We start from the raw sequence: 22,422 nt of genomic DNA, 5'->3' as shown, positions 1-22,422 counted from the left end.
CTCCCCCGGTCGCGATGGCGTCCGACCCTTTCGAAAGCGGGAGGGTGAATTTGAGCTCGTGGCTGCTGGAGTAATTTCCAGGCAGGTCCTTCAGCCCCAGATCCGTCCGGGTTGGGCGATTGACGAGGCACCCCTGAGCCACCCTCGACCCGGATCGGAGGTGAACGCTTGATCAAACTGTCAAGAACCGAAACCTTTGTCTTGTTTCGTGGTTATTATAGGCGGGAAGTGGTAGCGAAATCCTGTCTTTGGATTTCCGTTCATCGCTGCCCGCCAAGTCTCCCCTCCCACAAAGCTCGGAAGCCACCGATCAGCCATGCGAAGCCGAATTTCCCGCTCCCGCCGTCTGAGTTCCCGCTCAATCAACGCCACTAGCCGTCGAAACCACAGTCTCAAGAACGCTGGTTTTACCCTTCTTGAACTGCTGCTCGTGCTGGCCATTTTGGTCGTGATTGGCGGCATCGTGACTGTCAATATTGGCGGTGCATCGACGGAAGCGAAGGTCAATGCGACAAAAACTCAGCTCAACGGTCTGAAAAACAATATCCAGATGTTTCAGATCCGGATGAACACGCTGCCCGAAACGCTCGAGGCCCTTCGCGATGGACCGAGTGACGCGGCCAAAAAAGCCAAATGGGTCGCTCCGATCATCAACGAAATCCCCACCGATGCGTGGGAAAACAGTCTCGTTTACACCGTCAACGGCAATACCTACGAAATCCGCAGTGGTGGAGTTGACGGACAAGCCAATACCGAAGACGACATCATCGTTGAAGGGTCGTAGCTTCCGTGAGGTCCGTCGCCGTCAGATCTCGCATCGCCTTCACCCTGCTTGAATTGCTGCTGACGCTATCCGTGTTGGCAGCAATCGCGTCGGTCGTGATTCCTCAAGTCGGCCTGTTGATGGGTGATCGGCGACTTGTTCGTGCTGCCGAACAGTGGCGCGTCGAGATGACGCGCAGCCGCGTTGATGCGATGCGTCAGGGCCGTGTGTTGATGGTCCAAGGAATGGTCGAGGGAAACTCGTTTCGAATCAAGCCGTACTTTTCGACTAGCGATGCCACCGAGGCGATTGACCAAACCGGATCACAATCGGCGCTACTTTCGGGGGCCGATCAAGGCAACGCTGTGTCGCTTGATGTCGATTCCGAAGCCGAAGAAGTGATTGAGTTGCCCGAGGGGATTTCGGTGGTTTCCGTTGGTGTTGTTTCAGCAGCTCGGGCATCTGAGATCGAACAAATGACGCTTGCCGATCAATCGTCCGGGTGGAGTCGTCCGATCCTGTTCTATCCCGATGGTTCCACCAGCACCGCCTCGATTGTAATGTCGGGTGGCGACGTTGGACGCATTGTAGTCAAGCTTCGCGGAATCACTGGCGACGTCACGATCAGTGAGGTGTTGCCGTGATCAAGTCGCGTCGCGGCGGATTTTCGCTGCTTGAAATTTTGCTTGCTCTGGCCATTCTTGGCGGTGCGATGGCAATGTTAAGTCAAATTGCCGAAACCGGCACGTCCGCGGCAAGAGAGGCACGCGATTTGTCGGTCGCGCGGCTAATGTGCCAATCAAAATTGTCGGAAACGTTGCTCGATGTGGCATCCGGCATTTCGCCGCAAACAGTGCTAACGACACCGCTTGCATCGTTTGATTCCGGTTCGATGACGTCGTTCAACTACAGCCTTGAAGTCCAACCAGGTCAAATGGACGGACTGTTGATTTTGCGAATCACCGTGGTGGCCGAGAGTCCGAACGGCGGGCCGCCGCTGGCGACTTACTCGCTGACGCGATGGATCGTGGATCCGACCTTGGGATTGGAAGCGGCCGAGGCGGAAGCCGAAGCACTCAAGGCGCTCGAGTCCGAGGAGGCTGCACTGTGATCGTCCTGATTGGTAGTTTCATGTTGTTACGCCGGAGAACGAAGTCAACTCTTCGTTCTGGCTTTACCCTGCTGGAGATTCTGCTGACGTTGGCGATGTCGGTGGTGTTGATGATTTTGGTCGGCGGTGCGATTCAGTTTTACGCTCGCGACATGAATGTGCGTGACATGGATATCCGCCAAACTCAATTGGCGGCTGCCGTCATGCAAATGATCGAAGACGATCTGCGGGCAACGTTGCACACCGTGCCTGCCGATATGGCGGGATTGGAGTCGTTGTTGGCGGCTTCGGGCGGTGGCGAGTCGGCAGCAGCCGGCGATGGTGAAGACTTGTCGGCTGCGGGGATCGATTCAGCTGTCGATGACTCAGCCGCTGTTGGAACGGAGGCCGTTGACGCGTCGTCGATGGATCTGTCTGCGGGTTCAGCAGTGCTGCAGACGCCTGGTTTGATCGGAAACCAATCACAAATACAAATTGATCTCAGCCGTTTGCCGCGTCTGGAAGAGTACGTCGCAATGCTGGATGGGACGACTTCGGACATCGAAGACGTACCAAGCGACTTGAAAACCGTCGCTTATTTCGTTCAGCCTGCCGGAATTACTGGTGGCGTCCAAGATGCGCTGGCGACGATCAACGAAGATCAGTCATTGGCCGAAGCGGTTGATGATGGCAGCTCCGAAAATGAAAGCGGTGGATTGGTCCGCCGGTCGCTTGACCGCGCAGCAACCTTGCACGCCGCTTCAACGGGCGCGTTGACGTTGCTGAATCAAACGGGCGAATTGCTGGCCCCCGAGGTCTTGTCGATTCAGTTCGAGTATTGGGACGGGATCACTTGGCAACTGATGTGGAGCAGCGATGAATACGGTGAACTTCCGCTGGCGGTCAAAGTCGAGCTGGCGATGTCGGATCCAACCGCGCTGCTAGCCGATGGCTCGGGCTTGGATCCTGATGCGATTCGCACATTTTCGCACATCGTGCGTCTGCCGCTGGCTCGTCCGATCGACACGACTGAAGAAGACGTTGCGGGGGTAGCACTGTGAATTACCACCCTTTCGATGTTCGCAAATTGGATGAACGAGGATCGCAGCCAAACGTCGTGGCGCGTAGACGGAAACCTCGCCAAGGTTTCTTTCTGGTGCTGGTTTTGATCGTGGTCGCGGTCGCGACGATGGCGGTGTATTCGTTCACCGAGTTGATGTTGGCGTATGACGATTCGGCCTACCTGGCCGGCGATTTGGTTCAGGCTCGCGTGAACGTCGAATCGGCGACTGAGTCGGTGCGTTTAATTTTGGCGCAGCCACCTGACACTCGAATCGACTTTGGCGGCGTCTACAACAACCCGCAGCTTTTTCAAGCAGTCAATGTTTCCGGTGGAATTGATGGTTCGCTGCCGTCGAATTTTTCGATTTTGGCGCCCGATCTGACCGAAATGGGGACTCTTGGCGGGATTCGATTTGGGCTACAGAACGAGTCTGCCCGTTTGAATTTGAATGCGTTGGTAGTGTTGGAGGAAAACGGTGGCGGATTAGTCTCGGCGGTCGCTGCGGCTAGCGATGAAACCGCGGACGCTGATTTGCAATCCGATAACATTGCAGTTTCATTGTTGATGTCGCTCCCTGGGATGACCGAAGACGTGGCCGAAGCAATATTGGACTGGATCGACGAAGACGAAGATGTTCGTCCGTTCGGTGCTGAAACGGAATATTACGAAACGTTGCCGACGCCCTACTCGGCTGCCAATGGACCGCTGCACAGTGTCGAAGAATTGCTGCTGGTTCGCGGTGTGACGCCGTCATTGTTGTTTGGTGCAGATGTCAATCGAAATGGCGTGATTGATCCTGATGAACAGCAGCGGTTCGGTGTCAGCATTGACACCTCGGGTTCGCTCGGTTGGGCGGCCTATTTGACCGTGCATGGATCCGAAGCTAACCGACGGCGTAATGGCGACCCACGAGTCGATGTCAACCAAGATGATTTGGAAGCTCTGTATGACGAGTTACTCGATGCGTTAGGCGACGAGACCTATGCGAGCTTCATTGTTGCTTTCCGGATCGCGGGGCAATCAACTTCGCTGACCTCGGCCGTCGCTGCGGCAACCGGTGGCAACACGGGTGGAAACCAGGCCCAAACGGCTCAGTCGGGCGGTGCTTGGTCAGTTGATTTGTTGGATCAGATGGACCTGACCGGTGGTGGCGGAACGTCTTTGACGCAGATTTTAGACCTTGTCGATGCGACGGTCACGGTAGGGGACGGCGACCAAGCCCGCTCGTACACGTCGCCTTTTTCGAGCGATCCGATTTCAGCTTCGGTGGCGATGCCAATTTTGATGGACGCTTTGTCGACTCAAGATGTCGACGCGATGCCGGGACGGATTAATCTGAATGAATGTCCGGCTGAGTTGTTGTATGGAATACCGCTGCTCAGCGAAGAAGCGGTGCAGGCGATTTTGGAAACTCGCCAAGCCGAATCAGACGATCTAAACCGCAATTTTGAATCCTGGTTGATGGTCGAGGGATTGTTGACGCTCGACGAACTGAGACAAGTGACGCCGCTGTTGACCTGTGGCGGTGACGTTTATCGAGGACAAATCGTGGGGTACTTCGAAGGCAGTGGCGCGGCGGCGCGAGTCGAAGTGATCGTCGATGCGACCACGGTCAATCCAAAGATAGTTTCCTGGCGCGATCTCAGCCATTTGGGCAGAGGTTTCGATCAATCGGTACTCGGTCTGCGAAGCGTGACCGAACAGCAATAGAATTAACCTCAAAGAAGAAACCGATGCCAAAAAAGATAGCCCTCGATTGGGACGAAGTCGAACTGAGAATGGTCGCTGGCCAAGTCTCGGGTGGACGCGTGAAAGTGACGGACGTCGCTGTTATTCCATTGAAGGACACGTCCGCGGTTGAGGCACTGCGCAGTGCCGTCAGTTCGCATGGACTCGTTGGGATGGAGGCTTTGGTCGCGATCGGACGTGGCTACGCGGAACTGCGTGAATTGCAGTTGCCGCCTGTGCCGGATGAAGAACTTCCTGACATGGTTCGGTTTCAAGCGATCCGCAGTTTCGCATCGGCCGGTGACAGCGCAACGGTCGATTTTTTGGTCACCCACCGCAAGGATACCGGTGTCGAAATGATCGCCGCTGCGATTGGACCAGCGAAACTGAACGAAGTTCGTAAGACTTGCGAAGCTAGCGGGATTACGGCAAGTCGGGTCTCGCTAAGACCACTGGCAGCATCGGCACTCTATCTGATTCAGCCAAAAGCGTCGGCCGAGGGTAATATCGTTCTGATCGACTTGTTGGCCGGTGACGCTGAAATTGTGGTGGCCCGCCAGGGACGCGTGATCTTTGTTCGAACGGTCCGAATGCCAACGGATCCGGCGACCCGGCCTCGGGCGCTTGCAGGAGAACTGCGCCGCAGTTTGGTGGCATGTGGCATCTCCGGGACGCCCGAGAAGGTAGTCCTGTGGGGACGGGCGTCGGTGCACGCAGATGATCAAGTCATGCTAGCCGAAGCATCGAAATGTCCGGTCGAGGTGATCGATCCATTCGAATTGGTCGATGTTGATGCCAAGCTAAAGAGTGAGCTTCCCGATCACGTTGGTCGGTTGGCGCCGTTGGTTGGTTTGTTGGCTGCGGACGAAGCCCACTCCGACCGATTGATCGACTTTTTGAATCCGCGTAAGCGCATCGAGGTGGAACCGAACCGTTTGCGTTCGGCTGCCATGGTCGCCGTGCCGGCTGTGCTAGCAATTGTGGGCGGGTACTTCTTGTATCGGAATCTTGGAAAGATGGATGCCGAGATTGCTGAACTGAAGACTGCAAATGCAGCGATGAAGCCGGCGGTCGACGCGGCGACCGATAGCATCAATCGAACCGAAATCGTCGACAAATTTTTGGATGGCGACGTCAATTGGTTAGAAGAGATGCGACGGTTAGCGGTGGCAATGCCACCGGCGGACAAGATGATTGTTCGCGGGCTGACGGGTACCACTGAGCCACGACGTGGTGGTGGGAAATTGGTCGTGACGGCGGCAGTGACTGAACCGATCGTGATGGACGAATTTGAACAATCGCTGCGTGATTCGACACACAGTGTTGTTGGTGATGGCGTGAACGAATCGAAGAGCAAAGATGCTTATCGGTATGGGATTAACGAAACGATCACGATCGAAGCGGAAGCGGTTCGTAATGTTCGCTATCAGAAGATTCTGGAAACAATGATGGCGGAGACCTCAGCTCGAGCGGAAGGAGCTGCTGCCCCACCGAATGAAGAAGCGAAAGAACCGCCAGTTGACAGTGCCTTGGCTTCGCCATCTGAGACAGAAGCTAAATCTGAAACAGAAGCCGAATCTGAAAAAGAAGTTGAAACCGAATCCGACGCCGACGCTGCGAAATCGGAGGTGCAAGCATGACTCAACGTGAACGCTTTTTAGCAATTTTGGTAGGCGGTCTGTTGATCGCTGGTGGTATCTGGTGGGGCTTCGGAAATTACCGCTCGGCCGTTAAGAAACGGACCAACGAGATTACGCGTCTGCAACAAGAGCAGCAGCGGTTGACCGAACAGCAGTTACAAGGTGAATACGCAAATCGCCAGATGGGCGAGTACATGGTGCGTTCGTTGCCTGGCAATTTAGAAATCGCGCAAGGCCTATATCAACAGTGGCTGATCAGCATCGTCCAGCAGAACGATGTTAGCGGCTACAGCGTCGACCCACTTGGGCCTCGTCCAGTCGGTGGCCTGTACCAACAAATGTCATTTCGAGTGCTCGGCTCGGCGGACATCCCCAAAACGATTAGCTTGCTTCATTCGTTTTATGCAAAAGACTACCTGCATCGCATTCGCGATTTGTCGGTGCGGCCAGCCAAGACAGGTGGCTTTACCGTCGAGATGACGGTGGATGCGATCGCGCTGATGTCGGCGCCGGATCAACTGCCCGAGCGAAATGATCCGTCTTGGCGAGTTGACGATGAATTTGTGGTTTATCGCGACACGATCATGAACCGTAATCTATTTCAACCGCCGAATCAGCCGCCAAGCTATGCGGGCAGCCCTACGATTGAAGCGATCATCGGACGCAACACGCCGGCACCACTGGCATTTAAGGATGCCGAAGGGAATACGTTGACGTACGAATTGATTGACGGCCCTACAGAACTCGTTTCGTTGAACGCGACTTCTGGAACACTGCAAATCAATAGTCCGGAAAAGCAAGAGTTTCCGATTACCGTCATGGTCACCGATAACGGTTACCCAGCGAGAACGACGGAGCAGAGACTGACTGTCAAAGTCGTCGATCCGCCACCGCCACCGTCGCCTGAACCGGAAAAGCCAAAGTTTGATGACGCAACGCAAACCGTTCTGACGGGTTTGGTAAAAGGTCGTGGCGATTGGGAGGCCTGGATGCACGTCCGGACCCGAGATAAGACGTTGAAGCTGCGTGTCGGTGACAAGTTTGAAATCGGGACGCTGAAGGGCGAAGTCGTTGAGGTGACACGTCGCTATGCTGTCTTAGAGATCGACGGACGACGTTTCAATTTGGAACAGTCTGGTAACCTAAGCGAAGCCGCCAAAGCAGCAGAAGAAGATTGACAACGACCAACGCCGCAGCCCCGTCAACCATTCGATGCGATCAGCTTTCGATCGAGTATTCTGGCGGGGTGAGGGCGGTTGAGGATGTCACGATTTCAGCGGTTGCTGGCGAAATCTTAGCTCTGGTTGGACCGAGCGGATGCGGGAAAACAACTTTGCTGCGTTTGATGGCAGGGCTAGAGTCACCGACGTCTGGGCAAGTGACTTTGAGACCGCCCGCGTCAGGCGTTCATGGCGAAATCGCTTTTGTGTTCCAGCAGCCGACATTGTTGCCGTGGCGAACGGCTCTTGAAAATGTTACGTTGCCACTGGAATTGATTTCACGTGGCAGTCGTGCTGATCGCCGCGCCGCTGCGACGGACTTGTTAGCACGAGTTGGATTGTCGGATGCCATGCATCGCTTTCCCAACCAATTGTCAGGCGGAATGAAGATGCGCGTTTCGATCGCGCGAGCTCTGGTGACTGGGCCAAGTGTATTGTTGCTCGACGAGCCCTTTGCGGCGCTCGATGATATGCTGCGGACACAGCTGGGCGAGTTGCTGTTGCAGTTGTGGGACGAACGACGATTTACCGCAGTGATGGTGACTCACAATATTGGCGAGTCGATTGTATTGTCGCACCGAATCGCTGTCATGCGTGCCGGACGTGTGATCGAAACGCTTGACAGCCCTTTGCCCTTCCCACGATCCGATGACGTTCGAAGTGCGCCCGAGTTCGCTCGGTTCTATGGCAAGATCAGCGCGTCATTGCGAGGCAATGCATGATTGATCGCCGTCGCAAATGGGATATCCGTGAAGTCGCGATGAGTGCGAGTCTGGTGTCGCTGGTCGCGGTCGCCGGGATTGGCGTTTGGTATACTGTGGTTGCATGGTTCGAACTTCCCAAAGCGCTACTGCCGACGCCTGGTCAGTGTTTTGATGCCGCGATTGATCATTATGACGCATTAGTGCGGGGCACCCTTTCGACGGGTATCGCAGCGATCGCGGGTTTGTTTTCGGCGGTCGTGCTAGGATCGTTGATTTCGATCGCATTCAGTCTTTCTCGTAGTATCCGGCTGGCATTTTTTCCGTATGTGGTTTTGTTGCAGACGGTGCCGATCGTCGCCGTAGCGCCGTTGTTGATCATCTGGAGCGGTTACACGTTTCGCACCGTCGTGATCGTGACCGTGATTGTTTGTTTGTTCCCGATCGTAAATAGCGTCACGTCCGGGTTGATGTCGATTGATCGAGACGCGTCAGATTTATTTCGCTTGTACGGTGCAAGCCGAACGAAGCGGCTTTGCAAACTGCAAATTCCATCAGCCATCCGGTACTTGATGGTGGGGACAAAGACTAGCAGCGGGTTGGCCGTCATTGGTGCAATTGTCGCGGAGTTCTTTGTCGGTAACGGAACAAGTTATGACGGGCTAGGCACTTTGATGACGGGTTGGCAGGCGCTGACCAAGACCGACGCATTGATCGCAGCTCTGTTTGCTTCGGCGATGTTGGGATTGGCATTGTTTGGCGCGGTGCAGCTGGTGTCTGCAACCGTGTTGAGGCGTTGGACGTCTACTACGCCGGTTCGCTAGACCGATTCCGTTGTCGCCGGTTTCGGACTCATCTGCGATCGGCCATTATAGGGTGTCAGTGTTTGGCGTCAGAGTTGGACGAAGTTTTCTCGAGCGAAGCGAATCTGTGATGTTGGTAAGCCGAAGCCTAACGAGCCTTGTCGGTCTGTTCTTAGTCGTTGCGATTGGTTGCAGCCGATCGAAGGACACTGTGTCGGAGATTACTAGTACTGAGGGTGGTACGCCGATTCCGCGGGTTGCCGTGCAATTGAACTGGTATCCCGAGGCCGAGCATGGCGGCGTCTATCAAGCTTTCGCGGACGGTACTTACGCAGCGGCAGGTCTTGACGTTGATATTCGGCCGGGTGGGCGAGCCACACCGGTGGCCCCCGAGTTAGAACTTGGTCGCGTGCAATTCGCGATGGCAAACGCAGATGACGTCGTTGTTTTTCGCCGTGAAGGCATGGATATCGTCGCAGTCATGGCGGTCATGCAGATGAGTCCACGTTGCATTTTGGTACGTGAAGACAGCGGTGTGAAGGACTTTGCGGGGCTGGCTGGCATGACGCTGCAGCGCCAGGCGGGGCGTTCGTTTCTTGAATTCATGCGATCCAAAGGCATCTTAGATCAAGTCACCGAAGTTCCTTATCACGGCAGTGTGTCGTCGCTGGTCGCGGATCCAAAGATCGCGGTCCAGGCCTACTCTTTCGCCGAACCACTGTTGGCTCGTCAGCAAGGTGTCGAGGTGCGAACGCTTATGGTCAGCGATTTGGGGTGGAATCCTTATAGCAGCGTGTTGATCACGTCCGGAAAACTGATCCGCGAAAACCCCGAGCAAGTGCGAACTTTCGTGCAGGCAACCCAGCAAGGTTGGAAGAACTACATCTCGGATTCGGCCGTTGGAAATGCCGCAATCCTCGCTGCCAACAAGCACGGCATGACAAGCGCCGCCCTTCAATTCGGTAGCAGGGAACTGGTGCCTCTGGCGCTTCCAAACGAAATGAGCATCGACGAGATCGGCACCATGTCTCAGTCCCGATGGGCGACTCTAGTCAAGCAGATGGAAGATCTGGATCCTGGTTCGGCCGGAAAAGTGAAACCCAGTGAATGCTTCACGGACGAATTCTTGACACGCTAGCTTCGCCGCCGAACTATCGCGGAAGTTGCCGAGCCGAGTAGTGGATGAAAAATTGTGCGTTGGCAATTTGGGGGACAAATGCACGTGACTTTTTCCGTTTAACCCGAACAATCGGCACGCTCTCGTGCAGCCGCAATGAAAGCGGTTGTAAAACGACGTCGATACGAGGGGTTGCAACCTAGGTTTTTAAGAGCGGGAAGCACTTGATCAAATTGGGGTTTGGATTTGTTAGTGCTTGCCCGAAAACCAGATACACCCTTAGGAAGCAGGCTTGCACGCCATGACGACGACTACTCCCCTTGCGCTCGAAGACGTCTTCCACACTGAAGTCCTGCCCGCGTTGCCGCATAGCGCGATCGGGTTACTCCAGCTTTCGCAGAATGCAGATTGTGGCCCCGCCGATTTTGCCAAGCCAATCGAAGCCGACCCTGGCTTGATGGGGCAGGTTTTGAAATTCGTGAACTCGAGCTACTTTGGATTTAGCCGCGAGATCATGAGTGTGCAGCAAGCGTTGACGTTGGTAGGTACGCGAGCCATCACCAACTTTGCACTTTGGAATGCTGTCTTCAGCGTGATTCCAAACCCAACGTTTGGACCGTTCGACTTGAAGTCGCTTTGGCAAGACTCGCTACGCCGCGCATTGTTCGCCCGGATGGTTGGACGATCGCTAAAGCTAGCGTCTGCCGAAGACCTGTTTGCCGGTGCGTTGTTGCAAGACATGGCGATTCCGCTGTTGTTGAAAGAACTGCCCGCCCAGTACGAATCACTGGTTACTCGTCGCGCTGCCGAAGGTCGTCGATTGAGCGGCTTGGAAAAGGAAATGTTTGGTTGGGATCATGCCGACGCCGCCGCCATGTTGGCATCCCGCTGGAATTTGCCTGATGATTTTGTCGACTTGATCGCTCAGCACACACGTCTGGATGAACTGCTTGCCGCTGGCAAGAGCCAGCAAGGTCCAGCTTGCGTTGCTCTCGCATCGTTGCTGCCGTCGTGCTGTGATGACAATTGGCAAGAACAAAATGAGTTCGTGGCGGGCTTCAAGCAATTGACTGGCCAAACGGATGCACAACTCGCTGAACTGTTCGATACCGTGGATCAAGCGACCGCAGACTTTGCACCGCTGTTGAAGTTGCCAGTGCCCAAGAAAACGCTCGCCGAGTACATGGCCGAGTAGCCGAGCACTCGGACGGGTTACGCCCGACGTCGCCACTCAGGCCGCAATCCGCGGTTTGGGACGGCTGAACAGCTTCGTTTTACAGAAGTCCCCAGCCTGCTTTTTTCTCATGGGCGTAGGCTTCGAAGCGACGTTGCTCGATGGCGTCGCGAGCACCTTGCATGACGCGTTGGTAGTACGTCAAGTTGTGGATCGATAATAGAATCGGTCCCAACATTTCGCCGGCAACGAATAGATGTCGCAGGTAACCTCGGCTATGACGGCACGCCACGCATGGACAGTGCTCTTCGATGGGACGCGTGTCCTCTTTGTGGATGGCGTTGCGAAGTTTCAGCTGTCCTTCGTCAGTGAAGGCCAGCCCGTTTCGTCCGTTTCGCGTTGGCATCACGCAGTCGAACAGATCGATTCCCCGAGCGACGCTTTCGATCAGATCAATTGGCTTGCCAACACCCATCAGGTACCGCGGTTTGTCTTCGGGAAGTGCTGGGCAGGTTGCGGCGGTGATTCGGTACATTTCCGACGGAGCCTCTCCGACGCTCAATCCGCCCACTGCGTATCCGTCGAAATTCATCGACGAAAGTTCGCTTGCACACTGGACTCTTAGTTCGACATCCAGTCCACCTTGAACGATCGCAAACTTGGCCTGGTCGTCACGCGTGGCGGCTTCGAGGCAGCGTTTGGCCCAGCGAATCGATCGGGCCATTGCGTCTTCGACAACACCGGGCTGAGCCGGCAATGCGACCACGTGATCAAGCACCATAGCCACATCGCTGCCGAGTGACTCTTGGATCTCGATCGAGTGTTCAGGAGTCAGCCGAATTTCGGCGCCATCAATGTGGCTGCGAAAAGTGGCGGCTTCTTCGGTGACCTTGTTGATCGCGCCGAGCGAAAAGATTTGAAATCCGCCGCTGTCGGTCAGAATCGGCCCGTCCCAGCGTGACATTCCGTGCAGCCCGCCGAGCCGCCGAACCGTCTCGTGACCTGGCCGGAGTGCCAGGTGGTAAGTATTGCCGAGGATCATGTGGGCGCCGGTCGCTTTGACCTGATCGATCGTGACGCCCTTGACCGTGCCCTGGGTACCAACAGGCATGAAGCCTGGTGTTTGGACCGGACCGTGAGGAGTCAAAAAAACACCGCGACGCGCCGAAGTGGTCGCGTCGCGGTGTGAGAGTTCAAATTGAAACTGGCTCATGAAAATATTGGGCGATCAGTCCCCACGCATTTTCAATCCGAGATCCGTCAGTTTCTCGCGGACTTCGTTCAAGCTTGTCACACCGAAGTTTTTGCACTCCAACATGTCGTCGCCAGTCTTGCGGATCAGTTCGCCGATCGAATTGATCTGCAAACGCGCCATGCACTTGCGAGCACGTACCGACAGGTTCAGATCGGAAATCGGACGATCGTGCAATGCTTGCTCGTCAGCCGACATGTGGCTGGTGTCGACCGGCGGATCGTTGCTCTTCTTTTCGTGAGCAAACTGACCGAGGCTCAAGCCCTTGCTCGTCAACATTTCACGAATTTCGAACAAGCTGGTTTCACCAAAGTTCTTGCTGCTAAGCAGTTCGGCTTCGCTGGTTCGTGTCAGGTCGCCGATCGTATCGATGCCCATCTTCTGTAGACAGTTACGACTTCGAACGCTTAGTTCAAAGTTCGTCACTGGCATGTTCAGAATTTGTGCCAAGCGATCGTTGCGGCGTTGGGCTTCTTCGTCATAAAGCATATTGCCGGTTGCGGCCGCATCCTTCATGTAGAGCTGTGCCTGAGGATGATCGGGGTAGCAATCCAGAATCCGCTTGTAGCAAAGCTGGGCTTTGTCGAACTTGTTGTTGTCTTCGTAGATCAAGCCTAAGTTAATCAGTGCGCCGACACCCGTTGGGAATGTCTTGGCAGCTCGCTCGTACAGGGCCAAGCTTTCTTGGTCATTGCCCATGCGGTCGTTTTCAAGCGCCAAACCGAACAGGGCACCGGCATGGTTCTCGTCGGTGTTGACGGCACGCTGGTAAAGCGCAAGGGCCTCTTCCATGCGCCCGCCAACCGCGGCAACGGTGGCGGCGCGTTGGTACATGTAATCAGCTGTTTGTTCGGCTGGGCCGAAGATATTATCCAGAATCGCCAACGCATCGTTGACTCGGCCTGCATACCGGTGGCACTCGGCAACGCCGATTTTGCACTGGTCTTCGTTGTAGCCTGATTTTTGTGACAATTCGTAAGCTGAGATCGCAGCTTCGTATTGGCCGAGTTCGAATTGGCAACGAGCTTGATAGAATAACGCCATCGCACCGCCATCGGCCGACTGCAAAGTCGAAAGCGATTCGCGGAACTTGCCTAACAAGAATTCGCAAACGCCCTTCTTTGTCATGCCGGCGGGGCTGAGCGCTTCATCGTCTTCCATCTCGTTAACCGCGTCACGCAACTCGCCAAAGTGGCCGTAGTTTTCAGCGATCGCAGTCCGGATCTTCCCCACGTCGGCGGGGCCGAACGAGTTGTTGGAAAGAACCATGTCCTTTAGGTCGAGAACGTCGAGATCGGTTTCACTCATCGACACAAGTCTCCTGCCCTCCGCGGGGGGCGTCAAAAGCATGGGAATGGGAGCATGAGGCGTTGGTGCGGTCCGCGGCCACATGCGGCAACCGGGATCGCAAACCACGCAGTGCGATCCCAGTGCCGATTCATCAATCAGTTTCAATCCGACCGCTGGCGGAACCACAGGGGTTCCGGATCGCGAAAAAGCCAGTGATGAGATTCGAACTCATAACCTACGCATTACGAATGCGTTGCTCTGCCAATTGAAGCTACACTGGCGATCGAAAAAGACTGATTCAGGCGTATTTAGGTGACACTACGTTCGATCGGACGGGATCCGATTTCAACGAGCGTGCCAAATGTCCTCGCCAAGCAGAAAAATACGTTATTTAAGTAAATATCGTCAAGAGGCGGACTGCCGACCGGCAGGAAAAAGAGACTAAGAAGCCCGCACGGTCGGTAAAAATGCGTCCATCAGGGGGGGTTATTTGCCTGCGCCCGACATGATCTTCGCGCTTTTGATGGTGACGGTTTCAACTGGCACGTCTTCCAACAAGCCCCGTCCGCCTGGTGCGGGCACCGAACGAGTGGGTTTTGCTTCGATCTTGTCGACGACTTCTTTGCCGTCGAAGACCTTTCCAAAAACTGCGTACCCGTAACCTTCGGTCGTTGGGCTGCGGTGATCCAGGAAACCATTCTTCTTGCCGGTATTGATGAAAAACTGGCTTGTGGCGCTATGCGGATCGCCTGTTCGGGCCATGGCGACGGTGTACTCGTCGTTCTTTAGGCCGTTGGCACCCTCGTTCTTGATCGGTGGTTTGGTAGGTTTTTCCTGCATTGAAGCATCGAATCCGCCACCTTGAATCATGAATTCAGGGATCACGCGGTGGAAGATCGTTCCATCGAAATGTCCGCTTTTGACATAATCCAAAAAGTTAGCGACGGTTTTTGGCGCCTTTTCTTGATCCAGTTCCAAAATGATCGAGCCTTCGGACGTATCCAGTTCGACCAAAATTGGGTCGGCGGCGGCCGCCAGCGAAGAAAACAAGCACGCGGACGCAACAGCCAAAGCGGCCGAGTAACGGGAAATTCGTTGAAGCATTGGGAGGGGATTCCAGAGTTCGGGCAGCCAGATTTCCGGCAGGTGGGGCAGTGAATTACGATGCGCTGAATTCGATGCATCGATAATTCATTTATAATCGATACAAAATTTGCTCCGCAAAGGCAAGTCAACCAGATCCTGAGACAAGATGTTCAGGAGCTTCCTGATGCGGTTCCCTCTCTCAATTGGACTAAGGCATTGATGAGATACGTTTTCCAACTTGCGGTTTCCGTTTGCTTTGGTTTGTTGTTCGTCCAGTCGGCCAGTGCCGACAAACCAAACATCATTTACGTGATGGCCGACGATCTCGGGTACGGCGACTTGGGTTGCTACGGCCAAGAAGTCATCCAGACGCCTCGGTTGGATCAGATGGCGGCCGAGGGTCTGAAGTTCACCGACTTCTATGCAGGCAACACGGTCTGTGCTCCCAGCCGATGTGTTTTGATCACAGGGAAACACATGGGGCACGCTCACGTTCGAGGCAATGCGAGCGGCGGCAAAGACGGATCCATGTTGGTTCAGTCACTACGCGGAGAAGACGTCACCGTGGCTGAGGTCTTGAAGACGGCTGGTTACACCAATGGCTTGATCGGCAAATGGGGGCTTGGTGAATTCGACAGCCCTGGCTTTCCGATGAATCAAGGCTTCGACCGCATGTATGGGTATTTGAACCAAGTACATGCCCACAACTACTATCCCGAGTTCATCTGGGATGACCGAACCAAGAAGCCGCTTCGCAATGTCGTCAAACGAAACGACTCGAGTTATGGCGGATTCACCGGTGGCTACGCCACCAAGCGTGTCGATTACACACACGATTTGTTCGCCGCCGAATCATTGAAGTTTGTCCGCGAGAACAAGGACGGTCCGTTCTTTTTGTATCTGTCGCTAACGGCTCCGCATGCGAACAATGAAGCATCAAAAATGACCGGGAATGGTGCCGAGGTACCAGACTTTGGAATCTATGCGGATCGCGATTGGCCGGACCAGGACAAAGGTCAAGCCGCGATGATCACGCGAATGGATAGTGATGTCGGGCGTTTGCTGGATTTGTTGGGCGAACTTGGGATTGCAAAGGACACTTTCGTGTTCTTTACGTCGGACAACGGGCCTCACAACGAGTCGAACCACAATTTGGATCGCTTCAATCCTTCGGGACCACTGCGGGGGACCAAGCGAGCACTCTATGAAGGCGGAATCCGAGTGCCTGGCATTGCGTGGTGGCCAGGCACGATCAAGCCGGGTTCAACAACGGATCATATTGCCTACTTCGGCGACTGGATGGCGACGGTTGCTGAACTGGCGGGCGCCGATGTTCCCGATGGCATCGACAGCGTTAGTTTCGCGCCGACGCTGTTGGGCAACAAAGATAATCAATCGCAGCACGAGTATCTGTACTGGGAGTTCTATGAACAGGGCAGCCGCCAAGCGGTACGTTTCGGTGATTGGAAAGCCATCCGGCAACCGATGATCACCGGCAAAGTCGAGCTTTACCATTTGGCTGATGACATCGGCGAACGAAACAACCTCGCTGGTGCGCATCCTGACTTGGTGAAGAAGGCAGCCGCAATGATGGACGAAGCTCATACGCCGCATCCAAGTTGGCAAGTCCGCGGCAAATCGAATTGATTGGGTGCCGGTCACGTCGCGGTAGACGCTGCGCGGGTTGCCGGAACAAAAGACGGTAGCCTGAAAAAAGGTGACTGGAGCCAATAAAGAGAAACGCGAAGGCGCCGAGCGATGCCTCGATGAGATTGCGTTAGCGACGGCCTTTTCTGATCATCGCGAAGCGCTGTCTTTATTCTTGAGATTGCCGTTGGCAAGTTGGCGAATTGGCGGTGTCGATGACGAAAATCATCGGCAGCATCACGGTTCGTGCAGCGAGCAACTTAATTGCTTTGGAAATCGTCGGGCGGCGGGGGGCTTCGGTACTGCCCGGCCGCGTGCAGTGGATTTGCCAAGTTACACAGCCACTTCTGGCTGCTCTGCCTTTCTTTGTTTCCTTGGCAGAAATATTGACGGCAGATGATTAACGACAGACAACATTTTCGTGTTCGTTGTCTATCTCTTACAGATCCAGTCGGTCTTCTCAGCTGCCGATTGCTCAGCTTCTCAATATTGAGGCAGCGGTGCACAAAAAGTGGGAGGCGGAATGTGTGAGAAAATACGCCATGCGTATTTAGGTACCTTCCGAGACTTTAGTGGTTGCCTTCGCAACTCTTGTTACCGTTTTTCCGGTATTCCTCGGATTGGCATCGCACTTGCTTCGTCCCGAACCGAGTTTTGAATTTCGGAATCCCATCAACGTTAACAGGTTTGCGCTTTTATGAGAGCTCTCAATCAACACGGCTACGAGAAGGAGACGTTTGACGTCATTGATCCAAAGCTGTCGCTAAATCAGCAAGTCTGTCAGGAGTCCGATCGGAAAGCTTTTACGCTCGTTGAGTTGCTTGTCGTCATCGCCATTATTGGTGTCCTTGTCGGCCTGCTCTTGCCCGCAGTCCAAGCCGCGCGGGAAGCGGCGCGACGGATGAGCTGCAGCAATAATTTCAAGCAGATTGGTTTAGCGTTGCATAACTACCACTCTGCGTACAACCAGGCTCCACGACACGCTGGGGGGACTCACGGACCAAGTCGTCGGGAATTTGCCCCTGGATGGACAGCCGGACAGATGTCAGCGTTGGTTGGGCTGTTGCCATTTTTTGAGCAGCAGTCTACCTGGGAACAAGTTGCCAACCCTTACCAAGTACCCGCCGGCCAACCAGGAGCTGGAAATATCTATTCGCCAATGGGACCCTATCCGGGACGAGTATTTAGCCGGCTCGTTGCTTCAGATGCCGGCCCTTATGATCCGTGGGAATCGGACATCCCAACACTTCGATGCCCCAGTGATCCTGGAGTAGGACTTCCCGCAATGGGAAGGACAAATTACGGGGTAAGTCTCGGTGATTCCGCCGATAGCACCGCCGCTCAATTGCGTGGCAACACTACAGGTAACATTGTTTCATCGGCAGCGGCTCAGACATCGAATGCTAGTAACCGAGGCTTCTTCAAAGTTCAACTGGACAGCAAATTTCGAGATGTCACGGACGGCCTTTCTAATACCTTCGCGATGGGTGAGTTGGTCACGGACATTGGAGACGGCGATAAGCGGACAGCCGGTGTGGACGGCACCATCAACATTCGGGCACCGGGAGGCGCATTAGGGTGTCAGAGTTTTGTAAACATTGAGCGACCTTTATTTTGGAATGCCACCGTGACCCTGCAAGGAGCAATTGATAACCGCCGTGGCTATCGATGGGCGTGGAGCCTTCCGCTTCACTCTGGTGTCTTCACGATTCTCCCTCCCAACCGCGAACTATGTTTCGACAGCTTCGCGGGTTCCGATGCCATTTGCCCACCGAGTAGTCGCCACCCGGGTGGAGCTCACATGTTGATGGGGGATGGAGCGGTCAAATTCTTTACGGATTCAGTGGAAGCGGGCAATCCGTCGGGGCGCGCGATGGTTTCAACTAAGGCGGCTAACACCGACCCCTTGTCTGTTGCCGGCGCTGCCAGCCCATTCGGGCTTTGGGGCTCGCTTGGAACTCGGGCCTCTAGAGAAGTGATCAGCGAGCAGTTTTGATCTTGTTGATTGATAATATTCTAAACGTGCTCGACTTTCGGGCGAACACGTTTTTCTAACGGTTGTCTTTCGTCACCGATACTTGTTCATTTCAAAAAACTGTTACCGATTCCCTTTTTTAAGCGATGCTTCCATGCAAATCAGAGTGTATTCGTTGTATGTCGGGATGCTATTGGCCGTTACCGTTTTGGGCTGCTCGAAGACTGAGCCCGAAAAAGCTTTCAGCACTTCAGATGTTGAACAATTGCTCCTAGATCACCCTGAACTAAGTGAGCCGCGTGAAGGGTCTGAAGAGTAATGAAGGAGTCGGGCCGAAACTACTGTACCGATTAGGTTACACGGCATCTAAGTCATAATGGACTGGATTGGTGTGCCTTCACTTCGTTTAAGTGGGCGCCCGATCGGAGTGTCGAGTTCTTCGTCATAAGCGACGCCTAGAACGGCAAGGATTGTCGCGTGCAAGTCGGCAACGGTGACAGGATCCGAAACGTCCGCGAGCGGCTTTTCGGAATCAAGTTTAGGGTCCGGTGCCGTCGCGCCATGCACGTGACCACGGCGGATGCCGCAGCCGGCAAGCAGCGTGGAAAATCCGTGCGGCCAGTGGTCGCGACCTTCGGCCGGGTTATGAGTCGGCGTGCGGCCAAACTCTCCACCGCAAACCACCAGCGTCGAATCGAGCAAGTCGCGATCTTCCAGTCGCTGTAAAAATGCCGCCAGCGCTGGGTCAAGCTTCTCGCACGCAGATGCTTGTAACGTGTGATTGGTAATGTGTGAGTCCCAACCACCGAGAGTGACTTCCACGCAGCGAGCACCCACTTCGATCAATCGCGATGCAGCTAAGCATCCGCGTCCAAACGGTGTGTCGCCGAATGCATCGCGAATGGCTTTGGGTTCCGTTGTGACGTCGAACGCACCCAACTGTTCGCTTGACATCATTCGCAGTGCCGAGTCGGTCGCCGTTTGGTGCAGCGTTCGCTGGGTTTCAAGTTTCTGCAGTCGTCCGCGACGAAACTCTTTTTCGACCACGTCGTACAAATCACTGACGCGGCGTTCGAATCGATCTTCGTCGACACGGCGCGTGATGTCGGGCACCGGGCCCGCGGGATCGTTGATCTTGAACGCGTCGAAGGCCGCACCAAGATAGCCGCCCCGCCCTGGCGATTGGCCGGGCAGAATCGAGATGTGCCGCGGAATGTCGGCTCCTGATTCGTCGGCATGGCATAGCACGGCACCGATCGACGGGTGACGCAGAGTTGGGTCGAGCCGGTATCCGTTCTTGATATTGTAGACGGCGCGAGCGTGGTCGCCTTCCTTGCCCGTGACGCTGCGGACCAGTGATGTCAGGTGCATCATCTCGGCGGTTCGCGGCAGCAGATCGGAAATTTGAATGCCAGGAATCGTGGTGTCGATGGCTTTGACGTCACCGCCGATCTTAGTACCGACGTGCGGATCGAATGTTTCCAACTGGCTAGGCGCGCCCTCGCACCAAATCAGAATCACGTTTCGCGGCTTGGCGGAATCGGTCAATCCTTGTTCGTCGGCGCGGGCAAGTGAGCGAGCGATCGAGGACAGCATCAAAGCACCACCGCCGGCGCCCAGCAGGGTCCGTCGCGACAAGTGTGCGGCCGGATCACAGAGATCGATCATCGTTGTGCCTTAGGTTTCGGTTGTTGCTTTTCAGATCAGTAATCTCAAATCAGTCATATCAGCTCAGTGATTCCAGGCCAGTTCGCTGCTATTGAGAAGTACCCACATCATGTCTTCGATCGCCTTCCCGGTCTTCTTTGTTTCCGTGATGCGATTGACGAAGTGCGTTTTTTCTTCGTCCGTCGGGTATCGATTCAGCACGCAAAGGTAGACCGTCTCGACAATGGATGGATCGTCGGCTGCAAACATGCGAGCGTGGGCCGTTGTATTGAGCACCGGATTGTCTTCGGTTAGCTCTCGCAATTTTTTACCGTTCATCATCAGCAAACGCTGGGTGATCGTGACCGAGTCGGTCGAAAATTCGTCTTCGCCGATGTCACCGTAACGCTCGACGAATTCGTTGTTGCCGGTGAACGATGTCAGTTGCAGAATCAGCGATGACTCGCGATCGGTGCTCTTGATGCGCGCGGCTTGGATCATCGATCCGGCGACTTGTTCGGGACGCAGTCGCACGAGCGGGAAAACCGCACCGGCCGACTCCATCGCTTCGGTCACGTCGAAATCGGCGCGGCTGTCGACATTGAAGGCTCCGGAAAGGGCAATCAATCGAATCAGTCGTCGTAAATCGAAATCATTTTCGACGAAGTCGTCAGCTAGCCATTCGAGCATTGGATTGCTCTTTGAACCGAGCGGTAAATTGTCGACGGCTTCGCCGGCCGGTCGTCCGTACATCAATGCCCACACATGACTGACCGCGGCGCGAGCGGCTTGGCGGTTTTGGGGATTGGTGATCCAAGAGGCAAGTCGGTTTCTTGCGTTTCCTTCGCTAGGCAGCAGTTCAGGCAGATACGGTACGGCTGGTTGAACGTCGGTCTCTTCATCGGCGTCGAGGTATTTGTATTGATAGTCGGCTTCGCCACTCTTGACGCCTTGCAGCCCGTTGCTCTTGGCCGATGTAAAGAACGCAGCGAGTTGATGAAAGTCGGTCTGCTGTCCTTCGCGAGGGTTTTGGGCGTCGCCCAGACTAACGTTGCCGAGAAAATCGTTGTGGCACTGCAGGCAATCAATTCGCAATCCGAGGAACGCACGTGAAGTGCGCGCGGCCAAGCGAACCGGATCGGGTGAGTTGTCGTTGCTATCGTAGGTCGACGTCAGAAAATTCACTTCTGGCCGGTCCGTCCACAAGCCTTCGGCCATGATCAAGTGTTTGACCAAGTCATCGTAGCGAACATCCGAAGCAAATTGCTCGGTCAACCAAATGCGAAAACGTCGCCGACGATAGACGATGAATTGGCCCTCGTCAGTGCCAACTAAGAACCGCGTCCAGCGTTCACCCCAGTAATGGTGAAACCGCGAATCGTTCAGCAAGTTTTCAAGGTGTTTCTGGCAGCGGGCTAATTCGGGAATCCGCTGAAGATCACGGATTTCTTCCAGCGACATGCCGCTGCCCACTAGCGCTAGCGAAACGCGCCGGCAGACGGTCAGCCAGTCAGCCGGTTGAGCTGGTTTTAGCCCAGACTCGGTTAATGATTCGAGCCAAACTTGGTCGAGTTGAGATAGCGACTCGGCCAGCTTTTGGGGCTGAGCTTGGATTTGGGGCTCGTCCAGGGACGCTCCGACGCTCGTGTTCACGGCAGAGAGTGCTTGCGACGCTGGATCCACGGACGTTGGTTCCAAGGACGTCGGCTCGGATAGCCCAGCAACTAAATAGCCAAACGCCAGTAACACTAAAAGCCCGAACCATCCCCAACGAATGGCGGACGACATCAGGCTTTTGAAGCGAGGCATGGTAGGTGCAAATGGTTCGAGATCGAGAAGTCCGTCGTTATCAATTCGTCGGCGGCTGCTCTATCTTGGCACATTTGCTGACAAAAATCACATCTTGATTCGTATCAGTTCGTTGCCGGCACCTATTCGGTGCGGTCGGTGACTTCCAGTAGGTGGTAGCCAAAGTCGGTTTTGACGGGGCCTTGGACTTCGCCAACATTGCCGCCAAAAACAGCCGCGTCAAATTCGGGGACCATTTGGCCAGGACCAAAACTGCCCAGTGCGCCGCCGTCTGCGCCCGATGGACACGAAGAATGCAGGGCAGCGAGATCTGCGAAATCAGCACCCTCAGCAATCTGTTGTTTCAGGTCCAAACATTCTTTTTCGGATGACACCAAAATGTGTCGTGCGCTAGCGGTTGGCATGGGGAAGATCCTT

Annotated in this window: 20 protein-coding genes and 1 tRNA gene; 14 read left to right on the top strand and 7 right to left on the bottom strand. The window is 54.9% G+C overall.

Annotation, left to right across the window (positions count from 1 at the left end; translation table 11 throughout):
- Positions 1-316 precede the first annotated feature (316 nt).
- The 11 genes from Poly59_RS08810 to Poly59_RS08760 all read left to right on the top strand — a co-directional run bounded on the left by Poly59_RS08810 (position 317) and on the right by Poly59_RS08760 (position 11,320).
- Complete coding sequence (locus Poly59_RS08810) at positions 317-784, top strand: type II secretion system protein GspG (RefSeq protein WP_146533713.1); 468 nt, start codon at positions 317-319, stop codon at positions 782-784.
- A 5-nt stretch (positions 785-789) separates the two neighbouring features.
- Complete coding sequence (locus Poly59_RS08805; protein ID WP_146533712.1) at positions 790-1,407, top strand: prepilin-type cleavage/methylation domain-containing protein; 618 nt, start codon at positions 790-792, stop codon at positions 1,405-1,407.
- Positions 1,404-1,874: a prepilin-type N-terminal cleavage/methylation domain-containing protein gene (locus Poly59_RS08800; protein ID WP_146533711.1), complete on the top strand. Its 471-nt coding sequence runs from the start codon at positions 1,404-1,406 to the stop codon at positions 1,872-1,874. Before Poly59_RS08805 ends, Poly59_RS08800 begins: the two co-directional genes overlap by 4 nt.
- The gene (locus Poly59_RS08795) at positions 1,871-2,914 is read left to right on the top strand and encodes a PulJ/GspJ family protein (RefSeq protein ID WP_186776106.1); all 1,044 of its coding nucleotides are present in this window, start codon (positions 1,871-1,873) and stop codon (positions 2,912-2,914) included. Before Poly59_RS08800 ends, Poly59_RS08795 begins: the two co-directional genes overlap by 4 nt.
- Entirely contained in the window at positions 2,911-4,626 is a 1,716-nt protein-coding gene (locus Poly59_RS08790; protein ID WP_246151497.1) for a type II secretion system protein GspK, read from the top strand. Before Poly59_RS08795 ends, Poly59_RS08790 begins: the two co-directional genes overlap by 4 nt.
- Before the next feature lie 23 nt (positions 4,627-4,649).
- On the top strand, positions 4,650-6,284 hold the full coding sequence (gene pilM / locus Poly59_RS08785) for a type IV pilus biogenesis protein PilM (protein ID WP_146533709.1): 1,635 nt from the start codon (positions 4,650-4,652) through the stop codon (positions 6,282-6,284).
- The gene (locus Poly59_RS08780; protein WP_146533708.1) at positions 6,281-7,462 is read left to right on the top strand and encodes a cadherin repeat domain-containing protein; all 1,182 of its coding nucleotides are present in this window, start codon (positions 6,281-6,283) and stop codon (positions 7,460-7,462) included. The genes pilM and Poly59_RS08780 overlap by 4 nt, the downstream gene beginning before the upstream one ends.
- Positions 7,459-8,226, top strand: a complete 768-nt coding sequence (locus Poly59_RS08775) for an ABC transporter ATP-binding protein (protein ID WP_146533707.1) — start codon at positions 7,459-7,461, stop codon at positions 8,224-8,226. Before Poly59_RS08780 ends, Poly59_RS08775 begins: the two co-directional genes overlap by 4 nt.
- Positions 8,223-9,029 (top strand): ABC transporter permease, encoded by an 807-nt coding sequence (locus Poly59_RS08770; RefSeq protein WP_146533706.1) that lies wholly within the window; start codon positions 8,223-8,225, stop codon positions 9,027-9,029. Before Poly59_RS08775 ends, Poly59_RS08770 begins: the two co-directional genes overlap by 4 nt.
- Before the next feature lie 109 nt (positions 9,030-9,138).
- Entirely contained in the window at positions 9,139-10,146 is a 1,008-nt protein-coding gene (locus Poly59_RS08765; protein ID WP_146533705.1) for an ABC transporter substrate-binding protein, read from the top strand.
- 280 nt (positions 10,147-10,426) lie between these two features.
- Entirely contained in the window at positions 10,427-11,320 is an 894-nt protein-coding gene (locus Poly59_RS08760) for an HDOD domain-containing protein (protein ID WP_146533704.1), read from the top strand.
- A gap of 79 nt (positions 11,321-11,399) precedes the next feature.
- On the opposite strand, the gene tgt is transcribed toward Poly59_RS08760, so the two are convergent.
- From tgt to Poly59_RS08740, 4 genes are all read right to left on the bottom strand, one after another.
- The gene (gene tgt / locus Poly59_RS08755; protein ID WP_146533703.1) at positions 11,400-12,512 is read right to left on the bottom strand and encodes a tRNA guanosine(34) transglycosylase Tgt; all 1,113 of its coding nucleotides are present in this window, start codon (positions 12,510-12,512) and stop codon (positions 11,400-11,402) included.
- A 15-nt stretch (positions 12,513-12,527) separates the two neighbouring features.
- Positions 12,528-13,859: a DNA-directed RNA polymerase subunit alpha C-terminal domain-containing protein gene (locus Poly59_RS08750; protein WP_146533702.1), complete on the bottom strand. Its 1,332-nt coding sequence runs from the start codon at positions 13,857-13,859 to the stop codon at positions 12,528-12,530.
- A gap of 189 nt (positions 13,860-14,048) precedes the next feature.
- Positions 14,049-14,122 (bottom strand) — tRNA-Thr (locus Poly59_RS08745).
- Positions 14,123-14,327: 205 nt separating this feature from the next.
- Complete coding sequence (locus tag Poly59_RS08740) at positions 14,328-14,945, bottom strand: peptidylprolyl isomerase (protein WP_146533701.1); 618 nt, start codon at positions 14,943-14,945, stop codon at positions 14,328-14,330.
- A 201-nt stretch (positions 14,946-15,146) separates the two neighbouring features.
- Here Poly59_RS08740 and Poly59_RS08735 point away from each other — a divergent pair, with 201 nt between their 5' ends.
- From Poly59_RS08735 to Poly59_RS08725, 3 genes are all read left to right on the top strand, one after another.
- A complete protein-coding gene (locus Poly59_RS08735; RefSeq protein WP_146533700.1) occupies positions 15,147-16,574 on the top strand; it encodes an arylsulfatase in 1,428 nt (475 codons plus the stop codon).
- A gap of 215 nt (positions 16,575-16,789) precedes the next feature.
- Positions 16,790-16,978, top strand: a complete 189-nt coding sequence (locus Poly59_RS08730; RefSeq protein WP_146533699.1) for a hypothetical protein — start codon at positions 16,790-16,792, stop codon at positions 16,976-16,978.
- A gap of 293 nt (positions 16,979-17,271) precedes the next feature.
- Positions 17,272-18,570, top strand: coding sequence for a DUF1559 domain-containing protein (locus tag Poly59_RS08725; RefSeq protein WP_146533698.1), 1,299 nt, complete (start codon positions 17,272-17,274; stop codon positions 18,568-18,570).
- Positions 18,571-18,915: 345 nt separating this feature from the next.
- On the opposite strand, the gene Poly59_RS08720 is transcribed toward Poly59_RS08725, so the two are convergent.
- The 3 genes from Poly59_RS08720 to Poly59_RS08710 form a co-directional block, all read right to left on the bottom strand.
- Positions 18,916-20,217, bottom strand: coding sequence for a DUF1501 domain-containing protein (locus Poly59_RS08720; protein WP_146533697.1), 1,302 nt, complete (start codon positions 20,215-20,217; stop codon positions 18,916-18,918).
- A 63-nt stretch (positions 20,218-20,280) separates the two neighbouring features.
- A complete protein-coding gene (locus Poly59_RS08715; protein ID WP_146533696.1) occupies positions 20,281-22,005 on the bottom strand; it encodes a DUF1549 domain-containing protein in 1,725 nt (574 codons plus the stop codon).
- A gap of 122 nt (positions 22,006-22,127) precedes the next feature.
- Positions 22,128-22,409 carry a peptidylprolyl isomerase gene (locus Poly59_RS08710; RefSeq protein ID WP_146533695.1) on the bottom strand — a complete coding sequence of 94 codons (282 nt, stop codon included), beginning with the start codon at positions 22,407-22,409 and terminating at the stop codon, positions 22,128-22,130.
- Positions 22,410-22,422: the final 13 nt, after the last annotated feature.

The organism is Rubripirellula reticaptiva, assembly GCF_007860175.1.
GTDB classification, from domain to species: Bacteria; Planctomycetota; Planctomycetia; order Pirellulales; family Pirellulaceae; genus Rubripirellula; species Rubripirellula reticaptiva.
This window is presented reverse-complemented; position numbering and strand designations above follow the sequence as displayed.